This window comes from Nonomuraea sp. NPDC050783, assembly GCF_040802095.1.
Classification (GTDB): Bacteria; Actinomycetota; Actinomycetes; order Streptosporangiales; family Streptosporangiaceae; genus Nonomuraea.
In genome coordinates this window covers 12,548-29,126 of record NZ_JBFAHK010000021.1, presented here as the reverse complement: position 1 = coordinate 29,126, position 16,579 = coordinate 12,548, and the positions used below count along the sequence as shown (strand labels likewise).

Annotated in this window: 17 protein-coding genes and 1 tRNA gene; 13 read left to right on the top strand and 5 right to left on the bottom strand. The window is 71.6% G+C overall.

Annotated features, from left to right (window positions below):
- Positions 1–85: 85 nt before the first annotated feature.
- Entirely contained in the window at positions 86–1,564 is a 1,479-nt protein-coding gene (locus AB0H75_RS38995) for a serine hydrolase domain-containing protein (protein WP_367804863.1), read from the bottom strand.
- Between the two features lie 70 nt (positions 1,565–1,634).
- Entirely contained in the window at positions 1,635–2,105 is a 471-nt protein-coding gene (locus AB0H75_RS38990) for an Lrp/AsnC family transcriptional regulator (protein ID WP_367804861.1), read from the bottom strand.
- Positions 2,106–2,186: 81 nt separating this feature from the next.
- On the opposite strand from AB0H75_RS38990, the gene AB0H75_RS38985 reads away from it, so the two are divergent.
- The 5 genes from AB0H75_RS38985 to AB0H75_RS38965 all read left to right on the top strand — a co-directional run bounded on the left by AB0H75_RS38985 (position 2,187) and on the right by AB0H75_RS38965 (position 8,719).
- Positions 2,187–3,449: an APC family permease gene (locus AB0H75_RS38985; protein WP_367804859.1), complete on the top strand. Its 1,263-nt coding sequence runs from the start codon at positions 2,187–2,189 to the stop codon at positions 3,447–3,449.
- A gap of 69 nt (positions 3,450–3,518) precedes the next feature.
- Entirely contained in the window at positions 3,519–5,390 is a 1,872-nt protein-coding gene (locus tag AB0H75_RS38980) for an acyl-CoA dehydrogenase family protein (RefSeq protein WP_367804857.1), read from the top strand.
- A gap of 209 nt (positions 5,391–5,599) precedes the next feature.
- On the top strand, positions 5,600–6,871 hold the full coding sequence (locus tag AB0H75_RS38975; protein ID WP_367804855.1) for an extracellular solute-binding protein: 1,272 nt from the start codon (positions 5,600–5,602) through the stop codon (positions 6,869–6,871).
- Between the two features lie 76 nt (positions 6,872–6,947).
- Positions 6,948–7,832 (top strand): carbohydrate ABC transporter permease, encoded by an 885-nt coding sequence (locus AB0H75_RS38970; protein WP_367804853.1) that lies wholly within the window; start codon positions 6,948–6,950, stop codon positions 7,830–7,832.
- Positions 7,832–8,719 (top strand): carbohydrate ABC transporter permease, encoded by an 888-nt coding sequence (locus AB0H75_RS38965; protein WP_367805144.1) that lies wholly within the window; start codon positions 7,832–7,834, stop codon positions 8,717–8,719. The genes AB0H75_RS38970 and AB0H75_RS38965 overlap by 1 nt, the downstream gene beginning before the upstream one ends.
- Before the next feature lie 37 nt (positions 8,720–8,756).
- Here the strand turns inward: AB0H75_RS38965 and AB0H75_RS38960 are convergent, their stop codons facing one another.
- Positions 8,757–9,500, bottom strand: a complete 744-nt coding sequence (locus AB0H75_RS38960) for a methyltransferase domain-containing protein (RefSeq protein WP_367804851.1) — start codon at positions 9,498–9,500, stop codon at positions 8,757–8,759.
- Positions 9,501–9,627: 127 nt separating this feature from the next.
- Here AB0H75_RS38960 and AB0H75_RS38955 point away from each other — a divergent pair, with 127 nt between their 5' ends.
- The gene (locus AB0H75_RS38955) at positions 9,628–10,167 is read left to right on the top strand and encodes an RNA polymerase sigma factor (protein WP_367804849.1); all 540 of its coding nucleotides are present in this window, start codon (positions 9,628–9,630) and stop codon (positions 10,165–10,167) included.
- Positions 10,154–11,047 carry a hypothetical protein gene (locus tag AB0H75_RS38950; protein ID WP_367804847.1) on the top strand — a complete coding sequence of 298 codons (894 nt, stop codon included), beginning with the start codon at positions 10,154–10,156 and terminating at the stop codon, positions 11,045–11,047. Before AB0H75_RS38955 ends, AB0H75_RS38950 begins: the two co-directional genes overlap by 14 nt.
- On the opposite strand, the gene AB0H75_RS38945 is transcribed toward AB0H75_RS38950, so the two are convergent.
- Positions 11,036–12,058, bottom strand: coding sequence for an adenosine deaminase (locus AB0H75_RS38945; protein ID WP_367804845.1), 1,023 nt, complete (start codon positions 12,056–12,058; stop codon positions 11,036–11,038). The two genes, AB0H75_RS38950 and AB0H75_RS38945, sit on opposite strands and share 12 nt — an antisense overlap.
- A 142-nt stretch (positions 12,059–12,200) precedes the next feature.
- Between AB0H75_RS38945 and AB0H75_RS38940 the strand changes: the two genes are divergently transcribed.
- Entirely contained in the window at positions 12,201–12,806 is a 606-nt protein-coding gene (locus tag AB0H75_RS38940) for a hypothetical protein (protein ID WP_367804843.1), read from the top strand.
- A gap of 53 nt (positions 12,807–12,859) precedes the next feature.
- Entirely contained in the window at positions 12,860–13,489 is a 630-nt protein-coding gene (locus AB0H75_RS38935; RefSeq protein WP_367804841.1) for a hypothetical protein, read from the top strand.
- Here the strand turns inward: AB0H75_RS38935 and AB0H75_RS38930 are convergent.
- Complete coding sequence (locus AB0H75_RS38930) at positions 13,399–14,610, bottom strand: pyridoxal phosphate-dependent aminotransferase (RefSeq protein WP_367804839.1); 1,212 nt, start codon at positions 14,608–14,610, stop codon at positions 13,399–13,401. The two genes, AB0H75_RS38935 and AB0H75_RS38930, sit on opposite strands and share 91 nt — an antisense overlap.
- 157 nt (positions 14,611–14,767) lie before the next feature.
- Between AB0H75_RS38930 and AB0H75_RS38925 the strand changes: the two genes are divergently transcribed.
- The 4 genes from AB0H75_RS38925 to rplK all read left to right on the top strand — a co-directional run bounded on the left by AB0H75_RS38925 (position 14,768) and on the right by rplK (position 16,559).
- A tRNA-Trp gene (locus AB0H75_RS38925) sits at positions 14,768–14,840 on the top strand.
- A 76-nt stretch (positions 14,841–14,916) separates the two neighbouring features.
- Entirely contained in the window at positions 14,917–15,156 is a 240-nt protein-coding gene (secE, locus tag AB0H75_RS38920) for a preprotein translocase subunit SecE (RefSeq protein WP_367804837.1), read from the top strand.
- A gap of 71 nt (positions 15,157–15,227) precedes the next feature.
- Positions 15,228–15,992: a transcription termination/antitermination protein NusG gene (gene nusG, locus AB0H75_RS38915; RefSeq protein ID WP_367804835.1), complete on the top strand. Its 765-nt coding sequence runs from the start codon at positions 15,228–15,230 to the stop codon at positions 15,990–15,992.
- Positions 15,993–16,127: 135 nt separating this feature from the next.
- Positions 16,128–16,559, top strand: coding sequence for a 50S ribosomal protein L11 (gene rplK, locus AB0H75_RS38910; protein ID WP_020544879.1), 432 nt, complete (start codon positions 16,128–16,130; stop codon positions 16,557–16,559).
- The last annotated feature ends 20 nt before the right edge of the window (positions 16,560–16,579 follow it).

The following is a 16,579-nucleotide window of genomic DNA, read 5'->3' as shown; positions in this document are numbered from 1 at the left end:
CGCTCCGGACTACCCATCCAGGTAGTTGCTCTGATGGCCCCCTGCCCATGACGGTACGGGCGGCCCGCGATCAGGCGCAATCCATTTATGCCAGGCCGCTCACGTCCGCGTGGTCGCGGATCGCCGGGTCCGCCGTCCCGGGATCGCGCCGGCTCACCGCGAGAAGGCGGGCGACCGTTGCGGCGGCTCCCGCGAGGGCCGCCACCAGCAGCGTGATCGACAGCGGCGCGGCGAAGTAGGTGAGCTGCGCCCAGGTCACGGTGCGGCCGTTCATCAGGAACGAGGTCCAGTCGGGATAGGTGGCCAGGACCACGGCGGGCAGCAGGGCCGGCAGCAGCCGGAGCGCGACCCGCCACCGGGGCGCGCCGGAGCGGCGGGCGGCCCAGCGGCGGGCGCGGAGCGTGCCCAGCAGGCCCAGCCCGGCCGCGAGGAGCGCGATCGCGGCCAGGACCCCCTCGTAGAGCCGCCGCTCGCCGCCCAGCGGCTCGGGGGTGCGGCCCTCGCTCAGCGCCGTCAGCCCGAGCATGATCGTGTACGTGTCGTCCTGGAGGGCCGCGCTGTTGGTCATCACCGCGAAGCCGTAGCCGGTACGCGGGGAGATGGCCTCCACCGCCGTGTACGTGAACAGGTTCCCGGAGTGCACGAGCTGCCCGGTCTCCTCCACGCCCCACCCCATCGCGTACGGGTGGACGGCGCTGGGCGTGTGCATGGTCTCCAGGCTCTGCTTCTTGACCAGCGGGCGGCCGTCCCCGGTCTGGGCGACGAGCCACTTGCCCATGTCGGCGGCCGTGGTGATGACGCCGCCCGAGCCGCTGCCGTTGAGGAAGGAGGGCAGCTCGGGACGCGGCAGCCAGAGCCCGTAGACGGAGTTGTAGCCGTCGGCGGGGCGGACCACCTGGTCGCTGACCGCGCTGGACTTCATGCCGAGCGGCCCGAAGACGTGGTCGCGCAGGTAGGCGCCGAAGTCCTGGCCGCCGGCCACCTCCACCAGCCGGGCGGCCAGGTCATAGTTGACGTTGCAGTACTCCCAGCGGGTCCCGGGGTCGGCCCGCAGCCGGGCGCCGGACAGGCGGGCGGTGTAGCCGGCCAGTGTGGTCTCCTCCTCCAGGGCGTTGATGTCGGCCGTGGTGTCGGACAGGCCGGAGGTCTGGTCGAGGAGCTGGCGCACGGTGACGCGGGAGGCGCGCGGGTCGGCCATCCGGAAGCCGGGGAGCTGGGCGGCCACCGGCTCGTCCAGCCGGATCCGGCCGCGCTCGACGAGCGTCATGACCGCCGCCGCGGTGAACGACTTGCTCACCGAGGCCACCCGCATCGGCGTGTCCGCGGTGATCGGCCGGCCCTCGGAGTCGGTGCCGTACCCGGCCGCGTGCACGACCTCGCCGTCGTGGGTCACGACCACGGAGGCGCCGGGCAGGCCGGTGGCGGCCAGGGCGTCGCGCAGGTACGCGTCCACGGCCGCCGGGGTCAGGGCGGTGGCGGGCGCCCCGGTGGCGGACGCCGCGGCCGGGAGGGCGGGGGCCGACAGAGTGGCGGCGGTCAGGAGGCCGGCGAGGAGGGATCTCATGACCGGAAACCTAGGGACGGACGGCCGCCTTCCGGACCGGCCGTCCGTCCAGTGCCACCCCTGACGAAAGTCAGGTCTCGCCCGGCGACGGCAGCCGGGCCGGCGCGGCGTCGTGGAGCTGCTGGAAGATCACCGACGTGCGGAAGCCGACGATCTCCTTGCGCTTGCTCAGCTTGTCGAGCAGGAACGCGTGCAGGTGGTCCAGGTCCTGCACGGCCACGTGCAGCAGGAAGTCGTCCCCGCCCGCCAGCACGAACACGCTGAGCACCTCGGGCATCTCCCCGGCCGACGCCTTGAACGCGTTGATCACCGCCCGGCTGAGCGGCCGGACCTGGACCGAGACCATGGCCTGCGTGCCGCGGTTGAGCGCGGCCGGGTCGATCTCGGCGTGGTAGCCGCGGATCACGCCGCGGCGGGTGAGCGAGCGGACACGTTCGAGGCAGGTCGAGGGGGCGATGCCGAGCCTGCGGGCCAGCTCGCGGTTGGACTGCCGCGCATCCGTTTGGAGTTGCCGCACGATCGCCGAATCAAGTTCGTCCATGACCGGCATGTTGGCATGACCTCCGGCCGATCGTTCGATCGGCTGCCCGTGCTGTCGTTCATATGGGCTAATTTCGGGCGCATGACGCAACGGGCGCTTGGCCGCATGACGGTGGGACAGGGCACGGCGCTGCTGGTGGGAGCGGTGCTGGGCCCCGGCATGCTGGTGCTGCCGCACCTGGCCGCCGCCGCGGCGGGCCCCGCCTCCGTGCTGGCCTGGGCGGGGTTGCTCGCGCTCAGCGTCCCCGTCGCGCTGACCTTCGCCGCGCTCGGCGCCCGGCATCCGGACGGCGGGGGAGTGGCGAGCTTCGTCGGGCTCGCCTTCGGCCCGCGCGCCGCCGCCGTGACCGGCTGGTGGTTCTTCTTCGCGGTGCCCGTCGGCACGGTGGCCGGCGCGATCGGCGGCGCCCGGTACGTCGAGGCGTGCTTCGGCGTGGACGCCACCCTCGCCGCCTGGCTCATCCTGCTGGCCGCCTTCGCCGCCAACGCCGCGGGCCTGCGCACCTCGGGACGGCTTCAGATCGGCCTGGTGGTGCTGCTGGTCGCGCTGCTGGTCACCGCCGTGATCAGCGCGGCCCCGCACGCGAGCGCGGCCAACTTCACCCCCTTCGCCCCGCACGGCGTGGCGGGCGTGGCGAGCGCGGCCGGGGTGCTCATGTTCGCCTTCGTCGGATGGGAGGCGGCCAGCCACCTGTCGGCCGAGTTCGCCGACCGCCGCAGCGGCCTGCTCCGGGCGACCGTCGTGACGCTCGCCGTGATCGCCGTGCTCTATCTCGGGGTGTCGCTGACCTCGATCGGCGTGCTGGGCGCGGGCATGACCGGCGTGCCGCTGACGGGGATGCTGGAGCTGGGGCTCGGTGGCGCCGCCCGGCCGGTGACCGGGGTGGTGGCGGTGCTGCTGACGTTCGGGGCGATCAACACCTACCTCGCCGGGACCGCGCGGCTCGGCGCGGCCCTGGCCAGGGACGGGGCGCTGCCCCGCTGGTTCGCGGCGGGCGGCGGGCCGGGGCGGACCCCGTACCGGAGCCTGGGGCTGGTGGCGGTGCTGACCGTGCCGGTGCTGGTGTGCGGGGTGGAGCTGGACGTGCTCATGCGGGCGACCTCGGCGTGCCTGGCCGCCGTCACGGCCGCGGGGGTGGTGGCGGCGGTGCGCATGTTGCCCGCGGGCCGGCACCGGAGGCTGGCCGTGGCGGGCGCCGTGCTGTCCGTCGGCGCGCTCGCGTTCTGCGGCGCGTACCTGCTGGTTCCCGCGGCGCTCGGGGCGGCGGCGGTCGCGGTGCCGGCGGCAAGCTTGCGCCGCTCCCGCGCAATGCTCTCTCGCCGACCTTACAAAAAGGGCATATAAACGGCGCAGAGCGCCGTCAGGCGGGCATCACCTCATCGTCACCAGGACGGCGCGACGTCGGGAGGCGCGATGACGCAGCACGCCAGGTACGAGGAGTCCAGGGCGGTCGGCGAGCAGGCACGCGAGAAGGAGTGGGCCAGGCCGAGCTTCGGCAAGCAGCTCTTCCTCGGCGACTTCCGGCTGGACCTGGTCCATCCGGCGCCCGCGCTGCCCGAGGAGGCCACCAAGCGCGGCGAGGAGTTCGTCCGGGCGGTCCGCCGCTACCTGGACGCGCACGTCGATCCCGCGCTCATCGAGCGGACCGGGCGGATCCCGGACGAGGTGGTGCGCGGCCTGGCCGGGCTGGGCGCGTTCGGCATCACGATCGGCGAGGAGTACGGCGGCCTCGGCCTGCCCTACCTGTACTACTGCCGGGCCCTGATGCTGGTCGGCTCGTACTGCCCGGCGCTGTCCACACTGCTGTCGGCGCACCAGTCGATCGGCGTGCCGCAGCCGCTGAAGCTGTTCGGCACCGAGGAGCAGAAGCGCGAGTTCCTGCCGCGCTGCGCCCGGGGCGAGATCTCGGCGTTCCTGCTGACCGAGCCGGACGTGGGCTCCGACCCGGCCCGCCTGGCCACCACCGCGGTGCGCGACGGCGACGACTACGTGCTGGACGGCGTCAAGCTGTGGACGACCAACGGCGTCGTCGCCGACCTGCTCGTGGTCATGGCCAGGACCGGCAAGAAGATCAGCGCGTTCGTGGTCGAGGGCGACTCGCCGGGCATCACGGTCAAGCGGCGCAACGCGTTCATGGGCCTGCGCGGCATCGAGAACGGCGTCACCGAGTTCTCCCAGGTCAGGGTGCCCGCCAGGAACCTGATCGGGCGCGAGGGCGAGGGCCTGAAGATCGCGCTCACCACGCTCAACACCGGTCGCCTGTCGCTGCCCGCCACCTGCGCCGGCGGCGCCAAGTGGGCGACCAGGATCGCCCGCGAGTGGGGCAATGCCCGCGTGCAGTGGGGCCACGCGATCGGCCGGCACGAGGCCGTGGCCACGAAGATCGCCTTCATCGCGGCCACCGCGTACGCGCTGGAGGCCGTCATGGAGCTCAACAGCCGCCTGGCCGACGACAAGCGCAACGACATCAGGATCGAGGCCGCCCTCGGCAAGCTCTACGCCTCGGAGATGGGCTACCGGGTCATGGACGAGCTGGTCCAGATCAGGGGCGGCCGCGGCTACGAGACCGCCGAGTCGCTGGCCGCCCGCGGCGAGCGCGGCGTGCCCGCCGAGCAGATGTTGCGTGACGCGCGCATCAACCGCATCTTCGAGGGCTCGACCGAGATCATGCACCTGGCCATCACCCGGGAGGCCGTGGACGCGCACCTGACGGTCGCCGGCGAGCTGATCGACCCGGACGCCTCCCGCCAGGAGCGCGCCCGCGCGCTGCGGCGGGCCGGCCGCTTCTACGCCGGCTGGCTGCCGACGCTGGTCGCCGGCACGGGCACCCTGCCCGGCGGGTACGCCGCCTTCGGCCCGCTCGCCACCCACCTGCGCTTCGTGGAGCGGACCAGCAGGAAGCTGGCCCGGTCCGTTTTCTACGGCATGTCCCGCTGGCAGGGCGGCCTGGAGCACCGCCAGGCGTTCCTCGGCCGGGTCGTGGACATCGGGGCCGAGCTGTTCGCCATGACCGCCACCTGCGTCAAGGCGGCGGGGGACGCGGCCGATCTCGGGCGGCGGCCGTACGAGCTGGCCGACACCTTCTGCCACCAGGCCAGGCGCCGCGTGGACACGCTCTTCGAACGGCTCTGGGACAACACCGACGCCCGCGACGCCCGCCTGGCCGGCTACGTGCTGGAGGGCCGCTACGCGTTCGTCGAGGAAGGGGTGCTGGACCCGTCCATCGACGGGCCGTGGATCGGCACGCCCGAGGGCGGCGAGAACGTCCGGCGGAAGATCGTCTGACTTCCGGTCTAGACCGGTCGCGACCTTCTCCTGCCCTGACCGTTGCCGAACCGCAACAGGCCGGTATAGACCGGATGGGGAACGCGGGCTTACTCTGGCGCAAACGCAGCGAAGCTTCCGCTTCCGCGTGCCCATCCCCCAGGGCGGGTCCGGCCACTGGTACGGACCAGCGTCACCCGTCCGACGAGAAGGCGGTATCTCCAGTGAACATGAAGCTTGCGGGCGGCGCCGCTCTCGGCCTCGCCACGCTGCTGGTCCTGGCCGGTTGCGGCGGCGGCTCCGGCGGCTCCGGCAACGGCGGCGGCGGCGACCAGGCCGCGTCCGGCGGCCAGGTCACGCTCAAGATGGTCGCCGCCGACTACGGCGACGGGCCGGGCAAGCCGAACTCGGGCGAGACGTTCTGGAAGGGCGTCGTGGACGAGTTCCAGGCCGCGAACCCGAACATCAAGGTCGAGGTCCAGGTCATCAACTGGAACGACATCGACAAGCAGGTCGCCACCATGGTCCAGAACGGCCAGGTGCCCGACATCCTGCAGACCGGCGACTACTCCGGCTTCGTCAAGGACGGCCTGCTCTACAAGGCCGACGAGGTCCTGTCGCCCAACGTCTCCGGCGACCTGCTGCAGAAGTTCGCCGACTTCGGCAAGGTGGACGGCACCGCGTACGGCATCCCGTTCGTCTCCTCCGCCCGCGCCCTGTTCTACAACAAGGACCTGTTCAGCAAGGCCGGCATCAGCGAGCCGCCCAAGACCTGGGACGAGGTCAAGGCCGCGGCCGAGAAGCTGAAGGCGGCCGGCGTGACCCAGCCGTTCGGCCTGCCGCTCGGCCAGGAGGAGGCCCAGGCCGAGTCGTTCCTGTGGATGCTCGGCAACGGCGGCGGCTACAAGGACGCCTCCGGCAAGTGGGCGATCAACTCCCCGCAGAACATCGAGACCTTCACCTACCTCAAGGGCCTGGTGGACGCCGGCCTGACCACCCCCAACCCCGGCACCAAGGACCGCAAGACGGTCTGGGAGGACTTCGGCGCCGGCAAGGTCGGCATGGTCAACGGCGGCCCGATGTCGATCCCGATCTTCGACGCGGCCGGCCTGAAGAACTACGGCGTCGTGCCCATCGCCGGCAAGACCGGCCCGCTCGACACCACGCTCGGCGTCATGGACTGGATCATGGCGTTCAACAAGAACGGCCACGCCGCCGAGATCAAGAAGTTCTTCGACTTCTTCTACACCGGCAACGCCGCGCAGAAGATCTCCGACACCTACAAGCTGCTGCCCGTCACCAACAGCGGCATCCAGAAGCTGTCCGGCGACGAGAAGCTCAAGCCGTTCCTGGACGCGCTGCCCAACGCCAGCTTCTACCCGTTCCAGGACCCGAAGTGGGCCGAGGTGAACCCGGCGATCAAGCAGACCATCGGCGGTGCCGTCAAGGAGGACCCGGCCAAGGTCCTCGGCGAGCTGCAGAAGGTCGCCGAGGCGGGCTGATCACGGCCGGCCCGGCTCCCGCCCCGGGAGCCGGGCCGACGTCATGACGGCCGACTTTCATGATGGAAGGTCTTGCATGAGAAGGTTGCGCGCCCTCGAACCCCTCGCCTGGGTCGGGCCGGCCGTGCTGCTCATCGCGGTGGTCGTGCTCTGGCCCGTGATCGAGATGATCAGGTCGTCGTTCCTCAAGATCAGCCGGTTCGGCGTGGTCCAGGGCGGCAACGGGCTGGCGAACTACGACAAGCTCATCAGCGAGAAGGACTTCGCGGACATCATGGTCCGCAGCGTGATCTGGGTGGTCGCGGTCGTCGCGCTCACCGTGCTGATCTCGCTGGCCCTCGCGCAGCTGTTCAACCAGCGCTTCCCGCTGCGCAAGCTGGCCCGCTGGGCGCTGATCGCGCCCTGGGCGGCGTCGGTGCTGATGACGGCGATCATCTTCAAGTGGATGCTCGACCCCGAGGTCGGCGTGATCAACCAGATCCGGCTCAAGCTCGGGCTGATCGACGCCCTGGGCGGCGCGGCGGCCGACCAGCTCGGCGACGCCTCCACGGCCATGCCGTGGCTGGTGTTCGTGGCCGTGTTCGTGTCGGTGCCGTTCACCACGTACGCGCTGCTCGCCGGCCTGGCCACCATCCCCGGCGACGTCTACGAGGCGGCCAGGATGGACGGCGCCGGGCGGCTGCGCACGTACTGGTCGATCACGCTGCCGCTGCTGCGCCCCGCGCTCACCGTGGCGGCGCTGATCAACGTGATGAACGTCTTCAACAGCTTCCCGATCATCTGGGCGATGACCCACGGGCAGCCCGGCTACTCCACGGCCACCTCGACGATCCTCATGTTCATCCTCAAGAGCTCCGACATCGGCGAGTCGGCCGCCATGTCCGTGGTCAACTTCGGCATGGTCATCGTGCTGACCGTGATCTTCCTGCGGGTGTCGCGGTGGAACAAGGAGGTGGCGTGATGGCCGTCGAGACCGCGCCCCGGCGCACCAGCCCGCACTCGCACGTCCGGCCCCGCGGCACCGCCACGCGCGGCCTGCCGAGGCTGAAGACCGTGCTCGTCGCGGCCGCCGCCTACGTCATCGCGCTGATCTTCCTGTTCCCGTACGTGGTGATGCTGCTCACCTCGCTGCGTGCCCAGGACTCGCTGCGGGACGTGGCGTTCTGGCCCGACGAGTGGGTGTGGTCCAACCTCGCGAACTTCTGGAGCAGCGGGCTGGCCGGCAACCTCTGGGTCACCATCAAGGTGGCCGCCGGCTCCACGATCCTGGTGCTCCTGGTGGCGCTGCCGGCCGCCTACTACTCGGCCCGGCACCGCTTCAGGGGGCGCACCGCGTTCCTGATCCTGGTGCTGATCACCCAGATGTTCCAGCCCACGGCCATGCTGGTCGGCATCTACCGCGAGTTCTACCAGTTCGGGCTGGTGGACTCGATCTGGTCGCTGATCCTGGTCAACGGCGGGTTCAACCTGGCGTTCGCGGTGTGGATCCTCAACGCCTACTTCGCCTCCATCCCGCGCGAGCTGGAGGAGGCGGCCTTCATCGACGGCAACGGGCGCTTCGGCGCGCTGTTCCGCATCACGCTGCCGCTGGCCATGCCAGGGGTCATCACCGCGCTGATCTTCACGTTCATCGCGGCGTGGAACGAGTTCGTGGTCGCGCTCACGCTGACCACGACGCCCGAGAAGCAGCCGCTCACCGTGGCGCTGAACTCCTTCATCGGGCAGTACCAGGTGGACTGGCAGAACCTGTTCGCCGGGTCGGTGATCGCCACGATCCCGGTGATCATCCTGTTCGCGCTGATCGAGCGCAAGGTCGTCGGCGGCCTCACCGCCGGGTCGATCAAGTGAGCCCGCCGGGGGCGGCCCACCGGCCGCCCCCGCGTGCCTACTTCTGCTCCTGGGGGACGCGCGCGACGCAGAAGACGGTCTGGCCGAACGGCGGCCGGACGAACCGCTCGATGAGCCGGGTCAGCGGCACCACCGTACGGTCGTAGATCTTGACCAGGCGCGGGTCCGGGTAGCCGACGCCGCCCCGGCGCACCGCCGCCCACCAGGCGATGCCGCCCAGGAAGTTGATCGGCTTGAGCGTCTGGATCTCCAGGCCCGCCCGCGTGACCGTGGCGGCCAGCGTCTTCGGCGTGTAGCGCTGGACGTGGCCGACCTTGCGGTCGAAGTCTCCGTAGAGCTGCATGTAGCCCGGCACCCAGATGATGATCCGGCCGCCCGGCAGCGTGACCCGGGCCAGCGAGCGCAGCGCCTCGGCGTCGTCCTCGATGTGCTCCAGGACGTTCATCATGACGACCGTGTCGACCTTGTCCTCCAGCGGGATGTCCGTCGGCAGGCCGAACTGCAGGACCTGGATGTCGTCGCGGCCGGCGAAGCGCTTCTCCAGCTGCTCGACGCAGTAGGGGTCGAAGTCGCTGACGACGAGCCGGTCGAGCCGGGGCAGGAACTGCTCGGCGAAGTGGCCGAGCCCCGAACCGATCTCCAGCATCGAGCGGCCCACGTGCGGGGCGACCATGTCGAACTCGTACTGCCGATAGTTCTTGGCCTCGTCCCCACCGAGGTGGTTCTCCAGGGCCTCGTCACCGGCCGCCGGTTGCACTACACGGTCATACCCAGAAGACATAGTCCCGTTCCTTCTAGGGGGGCACACGGACTGCCCGAGTCTAATGCCCCGATCGGCGGCAGGGCTCACGCAGTCCGCCGGACGCTCTTCCCTGCCGGGCCTGGTTTGCGGTGGAATCTGACTCGCCATGGACGACGACGAGGCGATCGCGCGCTCGCTCGACGGTGACCTAGCGGCCTACGAGGTGCTGGTCGCCCGCTACAGCGCGCTCGCCCACCGTACCGCGTACATGCTCGGCGCGGGGAACGAAGCCGAGGACGTCGTGCAGGAGGCGTTCGTCAAGGCGTTCCGGCACCTGCCGGGCTTCCGGCGAGGGGCGCCGTTCCGGCCCTGGCTGCTGCGCATCGTGGCCAACGAGACGCACAACCTGACCCGGTCCCGGGGGCGGCGCGCCGAGCTGGCGCTCCGGCTGGGGGCCGAGGCCGACGAGCGCGCGCCGGACGACCCCGAGGGCGCCGCCGTGGCCACCGACCGGCGGGGCCGGCTGCTGGCGGCCGTCCGGAGGCTGCCCGAGAGGGAACGCCAGGCCGTGGTGTGCCGGTACTTCTTACAGCTCACGGAGGCGGAGACGGCCCAGGTGCTCGACTGCCCGGTGGGCACCGTCAAGTCCAGCACCCACCGGGGGCTGGCGCGGCTGCGGGAGGAGGTGGGAAATGAGCTCGCATGAGCAGCAGGACGGGCCCCTGGGCGATCTGGAGGCCGAGCTGCTGGCGCTGGGCGACCTGCTCGACGTGCCCGCCCCGCCCCCGGCCGACACCGTCGCCGCCGCCGTCCGCGCCCGCCTCACCCAGCCACCCACCGAGTCACCCGACCCGGCGGGCGCGCCCGACGCGGGTGCGCCCGACGCGGGTGCGCCCGACGCGGCGGGGGAGGGTCGCCACCCGGTGCCCGATCCGGCGCACGGGCCGGACTCCCTCCGTCACCGGCCTCCCGCGCGCCGGCCCGCGGGCCGGCCCGCGCGGCGGCGGGTGCGGTGGCGGGTGGCGGTGGCCGTGGTCCTGGCGGCCGTCGCCGTCACGGCCGCCACCCCGCAGGGCCGGGCCGCCGTCGCGAGGATCCTGCGCTTCGCCGGCATCGAGCTGGAGATCACCGGCACCCCGCCCCGGCCCGTCACCACCACCGCCCCGCTGCCCGGCGAGCGCGCCGTCGCGCCGTCGGAGCTGCCGGGCCTGGCCCGGTTCGAGGTACGCACGCCGGCCCGCCTCGGCCCGCCGAGCGCGGCGTCGGTGTCCGACGGCGGCCGGGTGGTGTCGATGTTCTGGCCCGGCGGCGTCCGGCTCGACCAGTTCGACGGCGAGATGGAGCCGTACTTCTTCAAGCAGCTCGGCCCGCCCTTCCCCGAGTACGTCGATTCCGTCGGCGGCGTCGAGGGATGGTGGATCGGCGGCGAGCACCCGCTCGGCTACCTCCGCAGGACGGACGGCACCGCCGTGCCGCTGCGCCAGGCGGCCCCCACCCTCATCTGGAGCAGCCGCGGCGTCAACCTGCGCCTGGAGGGCGTGCGCACGGCGCGGGAGGCCGTCGCGGTCGCCGCCTCACTCCGGTGAGCCGGTGAGCCAGTCGTCGATGTCCTCGAGCAGCTCCTTGCGTACCGGCTCGGGGGCCGCCGAGCTGCGTACCGACTGCCGGGCCAGCTCGGCCACCTCCTTGTCGGTGAACCCGTAGACCTCCCTGGCCAGCTCGTACTGGCGCAGCAGCCGGGTGCCGAACAGCAGCGGGTCGTCGGCCCCCAGCGCGATCGGCACCCCCGCGTCGAACAGCCGCCGCAGCGGCACGTCGCCGGGCTGCTCGACGACGCCGAGCCCGACGTTCGAGGTGGGGCACACCTCGCAGCAGATCTGCCGGTCGGCCAGGCGCCGCATCAGCCACTCGTCCTCGGCCGCCCGCACGCCGTGCCCCACCCGGTCGGCCCCCAGGTCGTCCACGCACTGCGCGACGCTGCGCGAGCCCATCAGCTCGCCGCCGTGCGGCACCGACAGCAGCCCGGCCCGCTTGGCGATCCTGAAGGCCCGCTCGAAGTCGCGGGCCTGGCCCCGGCGCTCGTCGTTGGACAGCCCGAACCCGACCACCCCCTGGCCGGCGTACTGCGTGGCCAGGCGGGCCAGCGTGTTGGCGTCGAGAGGGTGCCTGGTGCGGTTGGCCGCCACGATCACCGCGATGCCGACGCCGGCGTGGTCGGCGGCCTGCCGCACGGCGTCCAGCACCAGCTCCAGCGTGGCCGTCAGGCCGCCGAACCGCTGGGCGTAGCCGGACGGGTCCACCTGGATCTCCAGCCACCGCGAGCCGGCCGCCGCCTCGTCCTCGGCCGTCTCGCGCAGCAGCCGGTAGACGTGCTCGGGCCTGGTGAGCACGGACCTGGCGATGTCGTACAGGCGCTGGAACCTGAACCAGCCGCGCTCGTCGGTGGCGCGCAGCCTGGGCGGCCAGTCCTGCTCCAGCGCGTCGGGCAGGTGCAGCCCCTGCTCCCTGGCCAGCTCGATCAGCGTGGCATGCCGCATGGAGCCGGTGAAGTGCAGGTGGAGATGGGCTTTCGGAAGCGTGACCAGGGGTTTCGGCATCTACCCATCTTGCCACCGGGCCCGGTGGCGGGCTCGCGGGACGGCGCCGATCGCGCCGGTGCGGCCGGTCGCGCCGAAGGACGGCGGGAAAGGGCGGCGGGAAAGAGCGGTAGGGGCGGGCCTCGTGGGGGATCATCGAGGCGTGATTCCCGAGGGGCACACGGGTGGGCAGGGGTGGCGGGCGGCGCTCGCGCTGCTGGCGTTCGCGGTGACGGCCGTGGCCGTCTACGGCCTGTTCGCGTCGGGGTTCGGGCGCCTTCCGCCGCCGGGCGCGCGGCCGGCGACGCCCTCCGCCGCCCTGGCCCCCGACTCCCCGGCCCCGGCCGGTGCCGCCGCCGGGGCCCCCGCGCGGGAGAGGCCCGCGCTCGCCGTGGTCACGGCCGGGTTCTGGCTCACGTACCTGCCGCCGGGCCTGCGGCGCAGCGGCGGGGGGACGATCGGCGCCGACCCGGACGCGACGGGCGGCTGGGCGCGGTTCGGCACGCCGGGCAGGTACGTCGAGGCGTGGGTCGAGCACGGCGCCGTGGCCGCCGACTGGCCGCGCTACCGTTCCCACGTGCGCGTGCTCGACGCGCGCGCGGTCACCGTGCACGGCCGGCCCGCCGTGGCCGGCCGGGACCCGCGCGGCGGCCGGGTGCTCGCCTGGCTGGAGCGGGCCGGGACCGGCGCCCGGATCAGGGTCAGCGAGTCGCTGGGTAAAGAACTCCTCGCAGTTGCCGCCTCGGCCAGGGCTCCTGTAGGAGACTAGGACCCTTTCCCGGTCCCTTCCGGGTGTCCACACACGTCATGCATGGGGAGTCGATGCGGCGTCTGGCGGCGGTGATCCTCGTGCTCGCGCTCTCCGGCTGCGCCGGAGGGGAGACCGGCGAGGTGGCCCTGCGCGCCCGCACGCCCGCGGCCTCCTCGACGGCCTCCCCGATGGCCTCCCCGTCGCCAGGAGCGGCCGCGAGCCGGGCGTCGTCGCTGTCGTGCGAGGGCTCCGGGGTGGCGCTGCCCGCCGTGCCCGACGGGCTCCTGCGGGCCGGCACGTTCGCCCGGCTGCCCGCGCTCGCCCGCCCGCTCGACGTCCGCGGCCTGATCTGGAGCAGCAACGACGAGCGCCTGTACGTCGGCGTGGTGTGCGGCCCCCGCACCGCCGAGGAGTTCGCCACGCTGGTGCCCGAGGCGCGGCTGACGGCGTACGAGGGCCGGCCCGCCCTGCGCTGGACCACCCGCATCGGCGTGCGCAACCTCATGTGGCTGGAGAGCCCGGGCGTCGCGGTCTACGTCGGGGCGACGCCGGGCCTCACCGCCCAGATGCGGAGCGTGGCCGACGGGATCGGCCACGGGCCCGCGCTCGGTCAGGCGCGGGCCTCCGACAGCAGCTTGCCCAGTCGGCTGACGCCCTCGGCCAGGTCGTCGTCGCCCAGCGCGTACGACAGCCGGAAGTAACCAGGCGTCCCGAACGCCTCGCCGGGCACCACCGCCACCTCGGCCTCCTCCAGGATCAGCTCGGCCAGCTCGCCGGAGGTCGCCGGCCGCCGCCCCCGCAGCTCCTTGCCGATCAGCTCCTTGACCGACGGGTACGCGTAGAACGCCCCCTTCGGCTCGGGGCAGAACACGCCCGGGATGTCGTTGAGCATCCGCACCATCGTCTGGCGCCGCCGGTCGAAGGCCGCGCGCATCTCGGCCACCGCCGACAGGTCGCCGGAGACCGCCGCCAGCGCCGCCATCTGCGCGACGTTGGAGACGTTGGAGGTGGCGTGGGACTGCAGGTTGGTGGCGGCCTTGACCACGTCGGCGGGGCCGATCAGCCAGCCCACGCGCCAGCCGGTCATCGCGTAGGTCTTGGCCACGCCGTTGAGGATCACGACCCGGTCGCCCAGCTCGGGGACGGCCGTGGCGATGCTGGTGAACTCGGCGTCGCCGTACACCAGGTGCTCGTAGATCTCGTCGGTGATCACCCATAGGCCGTGCTCGGCGGCCCAGCGGCCGATCGCCACCGTCTGCTCGCGCGAGTAGACCGCGCCCGTGGGGTTGGACGGCGAGACGAACAGCAGCGCCTTCGTCCGCCCGGTGCGCGCGGCCTCCAGCTGCTCGACGCTCGCGAGGTAGCCGGTGGACTCGTCGGTCACGACGTCGACCTGCACGCCGCCGGCCAGCTTGACGGCCTCGGGGTAGGTCGTCCAGTAGGGCGCCACGACGAGGACCTCGTCGCCCGGGTCGAGCAGGGTGGCGAACGCCTCGTAGACGGCCTGCTTGCCGCCGTTGGTGACCAGCACCTGCGAGGGCTCGACCGCGTAGCCGGAGTCGCGCCGCGTCTTGGCGGCGATGGCCTGCTTGAGCTCGGGCAGGCCGCCCGCCGGGGTGTACTTGTGGAAGCGCGGGTCGCGGGCCGCCTCGATCGCCGCCTCGACGATGTAGCCGGGCGTCGGGAAGTCGGGCTCGCCCGCGCCGAAGCCGATGACCGGGCGCCCGGCGGCCTTCATGGCCTTCGCCTTGGCGTCCACGGCCAGCGTGGCGGACTCGGATATGGCGGAGATTCGCGCGGAGACGCGGCGTCGGCTGGACATGGCCCCATCGTCGCATGCCGTTCTGACCTGGGCACTCGGGTTTCGGTTCGACGTACCAGGCATTCCCCCGTATGCTTCAGCTCGGTCCTTCCGCCGCATGTCGGCGAGCGGTTCGGTCCAGGCAGTGATTCAATCAGGGTAGTCTGGTTGATGGCATAGGGCACTGGCGCAATTGGTAGCGCACCGGTCTCCAAAACCGGCGGTTGGGGGTTCGAGTCCCTCGTGCCCTGCGAGTGCGGTCCGCGCATGATAGGCGTGTAAGCGCGCCGCAAAACTGCGTTGGATACGACGAATCAGGTGAGGACTGTGGCGATCGACACGCGCGGCGAGACCGCAGACAAGCCCAGTGGCGAGAAGAAGACGCGCACTTCACCTGCCCTCTTCTATCGGCAGGTCGTCAACGAGCTTCGCAAGGTCATCTGGCCGACACGCAAGGACCTCATCACTTACACCACGGTCGTTCTGGTATTCGTTCTGATCATGGTTGCCATCGTCTACGGGCTCGACAGCGCCTTGGGATGGCTTGTGCTGAAGCTCTTCGGCTAAGCCTGATCCAGACGTCGCCGGTGCCGACTGACGGAGTCGCCCTTCGATTCGACGAAAGAGGAAGAGTCACCGTGTCCGAGTCTTCATTTCCGGCGGACGAGTCTCGCGACGAGTGGGACGACGAGCTGGAAGAGGCCACTGAGGAAGCCGCCGACGCGGCGCCCGAGGAGGCCGAGGTCGCGGAGAGCGACGAGGCGGCCGAGGCCGAGGCTTCCGCCGCCGACGACGCTTCGGATCTTCCCGACGTCGATCCCGTCGAGGAGTTCAAGCAGTCGCTGCGCGGCCAGCCCGGCGAGTGGTACGTCATCCACTCCTACGCCGGCTACGAGAACCGCGTGAAGTCCAACATCGAGAGCCGCAACGTCTCGCTCAACATGGAGGACTACATCTACCAGGTCGAGGTGCCGACGCACACCGTCCAGGAGTTCAAGAGCGGCAAGAAGGTGCCGGTCAAGGAGCGCGTGCTGCCCGGCTACGTCCTGGTGCGCATGGAGCTGACCGACGAGTCCTGGGCCGCGGTGCGCAACACCCCGGGCGTCACCGGCTTCGTCGGCCTGTCCAACAAGCCGAGCCCGCTCAGCCTCGACGAGGTCGCCAAGCTGCTGGCGCCCGAGCCGACCGAGGAGACCAAGAAGGCGACCGCCAAGACCTCCACCGGCCCCACGGTGGAGTTCGAGATCGGCGAGTCCGTCACGGTCATGGACGGCCCGTTCGCCACCCTGCCGGCCTCGGTGAGCGAGATCAGCCCCGAGTCGCAGAAGCTCAAGGTGCTCGTCTCGATCTTCGGCCGGGAGACCCCCGTGGAGCTCTCGTTCAACCAGGTCTCCAAGATCTGATTCTCGAAGATCTCAGACGATCACATACACTTAGACGTTCGGACTGGCCGCCTGCCGTGTCGGGCGGCCTCCGACATGTCAGGGCCGCATCCGCCGCCCGGCACGCATCACGATCCAGGACCCGGAGAAGGACACATGCCTCCGAAGAAGAAAATCGCCGCGTTGGTGAAGGTCCAGCTCCCCGCTGGCCAGGCCACCCCGGCGCCGCCCGTGGGTACCGCCCTCGGTCCCCACGGCGTCAACATCATGGACTTCGTCAAGCAGTACAACGCCGCGACGGAGGCCCAGCGGGGCAACATCATCCCCGTTGAGATCACCATTTTCGAGGACCGCAGCTTCACCTTCGTCACGAAGACGCCGCCGGCCCCCGAGCTGATCAAGAAGGCCCTCGGCCTCGACAAGGGCAGCGCGGTCCCGCACCGCGACAAGGTCGGCAAGCTCAGCCGCGAGCAGCTGCGCAGCATCGCCGAGACCAAGATGCCCGACCTCAACGCCAACGACATCGAGGCGGCCGAGAAGATCATCGCCGGCACCGCCCGGTCGATGGGCATCACGATCGCCGAGTAACACCCTTCTTCATCCCACGC

Coding starts and splice junctions, on each gene's coding strand:
- rplK (WP_020544879.1), top strand. CDS start 16,128: ATGCCTCCGAAGAAGAAAATCGCCGCGTTGGTGAAGGTCCAGCTCCCC.
- AB0H75_RS38955 (WP_367804849.1), top strand. CDS start 9,628: ATGGACGACGACGAGGCGATCGCGCGCTCGCTCGACGGTGACCTAGCG.
- AB0H75_RS38935 (WP_367804841.1), top strand. CDS start 12,860: ATGCGGCGTCTGGCGGCGGTGATCCTCGTGCTCGCGCTCTCCGGCTGC.
- AB0H75_RS38960 (WP_367804851.1), bottom strand. CDS start 9,500: ATGTCTTCTGGGTATGACCGTGTAGTGCAACCGGCGGCCGGTGACGAG.
- AB0H75_RS38985 (WP_367804859.1), top strand. CDS start 2,187: ATGACGCAACGGGCGCTTGGCCGCATGACGGTGGGACAGGGCACGGCG.
- AB0H75_RS38970 (WP_367804853.1), top strand. CDS start 6,948: ATGAGAAGGTTGCGCGCCCTCGAACCCCTCGCCTGGGTCGGGCCGGCC.
- AB0H75_RS38965 (WP_367805144.1), top strand. CDS start 7,832: ATGGCCGTCGAGACCGCGCCCCGGCGCACCAGCCCGCACTCGCACGTC.
- AB0H75_RS38980 (WP_367804857.1), top strand. CDS start 3,519: ATGACGCAGCACGCCAGGTACGAGGAGTCCAGGGCGGTCGGCGAGCAG.
- AB0H75_RS38945 (WP_367804845.1), bottom strand. CDS start 12,058: ATGCCGAAACCCCTGGTCACGCTTCCGAAAGCCCATCTCCACCTGCAC.
- AB0H75_RS38995 (WP_367804863.1), bottom strand. CDS start 1,564: ATGAGATCCCTCCTCGCCGGCCTCCTGACCGCCGCCACTCTGTCGGCC.
- AB0H75_RS38930 (WP_367804839.1), bottom strand. CDS start 14,610: ATGTCCAGCCGACGCCGCGTCTCCGCGCGAATCTCCGCCATATCCGAG.
- AB0H75_RS38990 (WP_367804861.1), bottom strand. CDS start 2,105: ATGGACGAACTTGATTCGGCGATCGTGCGGCAACTCCAAACGGATGCG.
- AB0H75_RS38950 (WP_367804847.1), top strand. CDS start 10,154: ATGAGCTCGCATGAGCAGCAGGACGGGCCCCTGGGCGATCTGGAGGCC.
- AB0H75_RS38975 (WP_367804855.1), top strand. CDS start 5,600: ATGAAGCTTGCGGGCGGCGCCGCTCTCGGCCTCGCCACGCTGCTGGTC.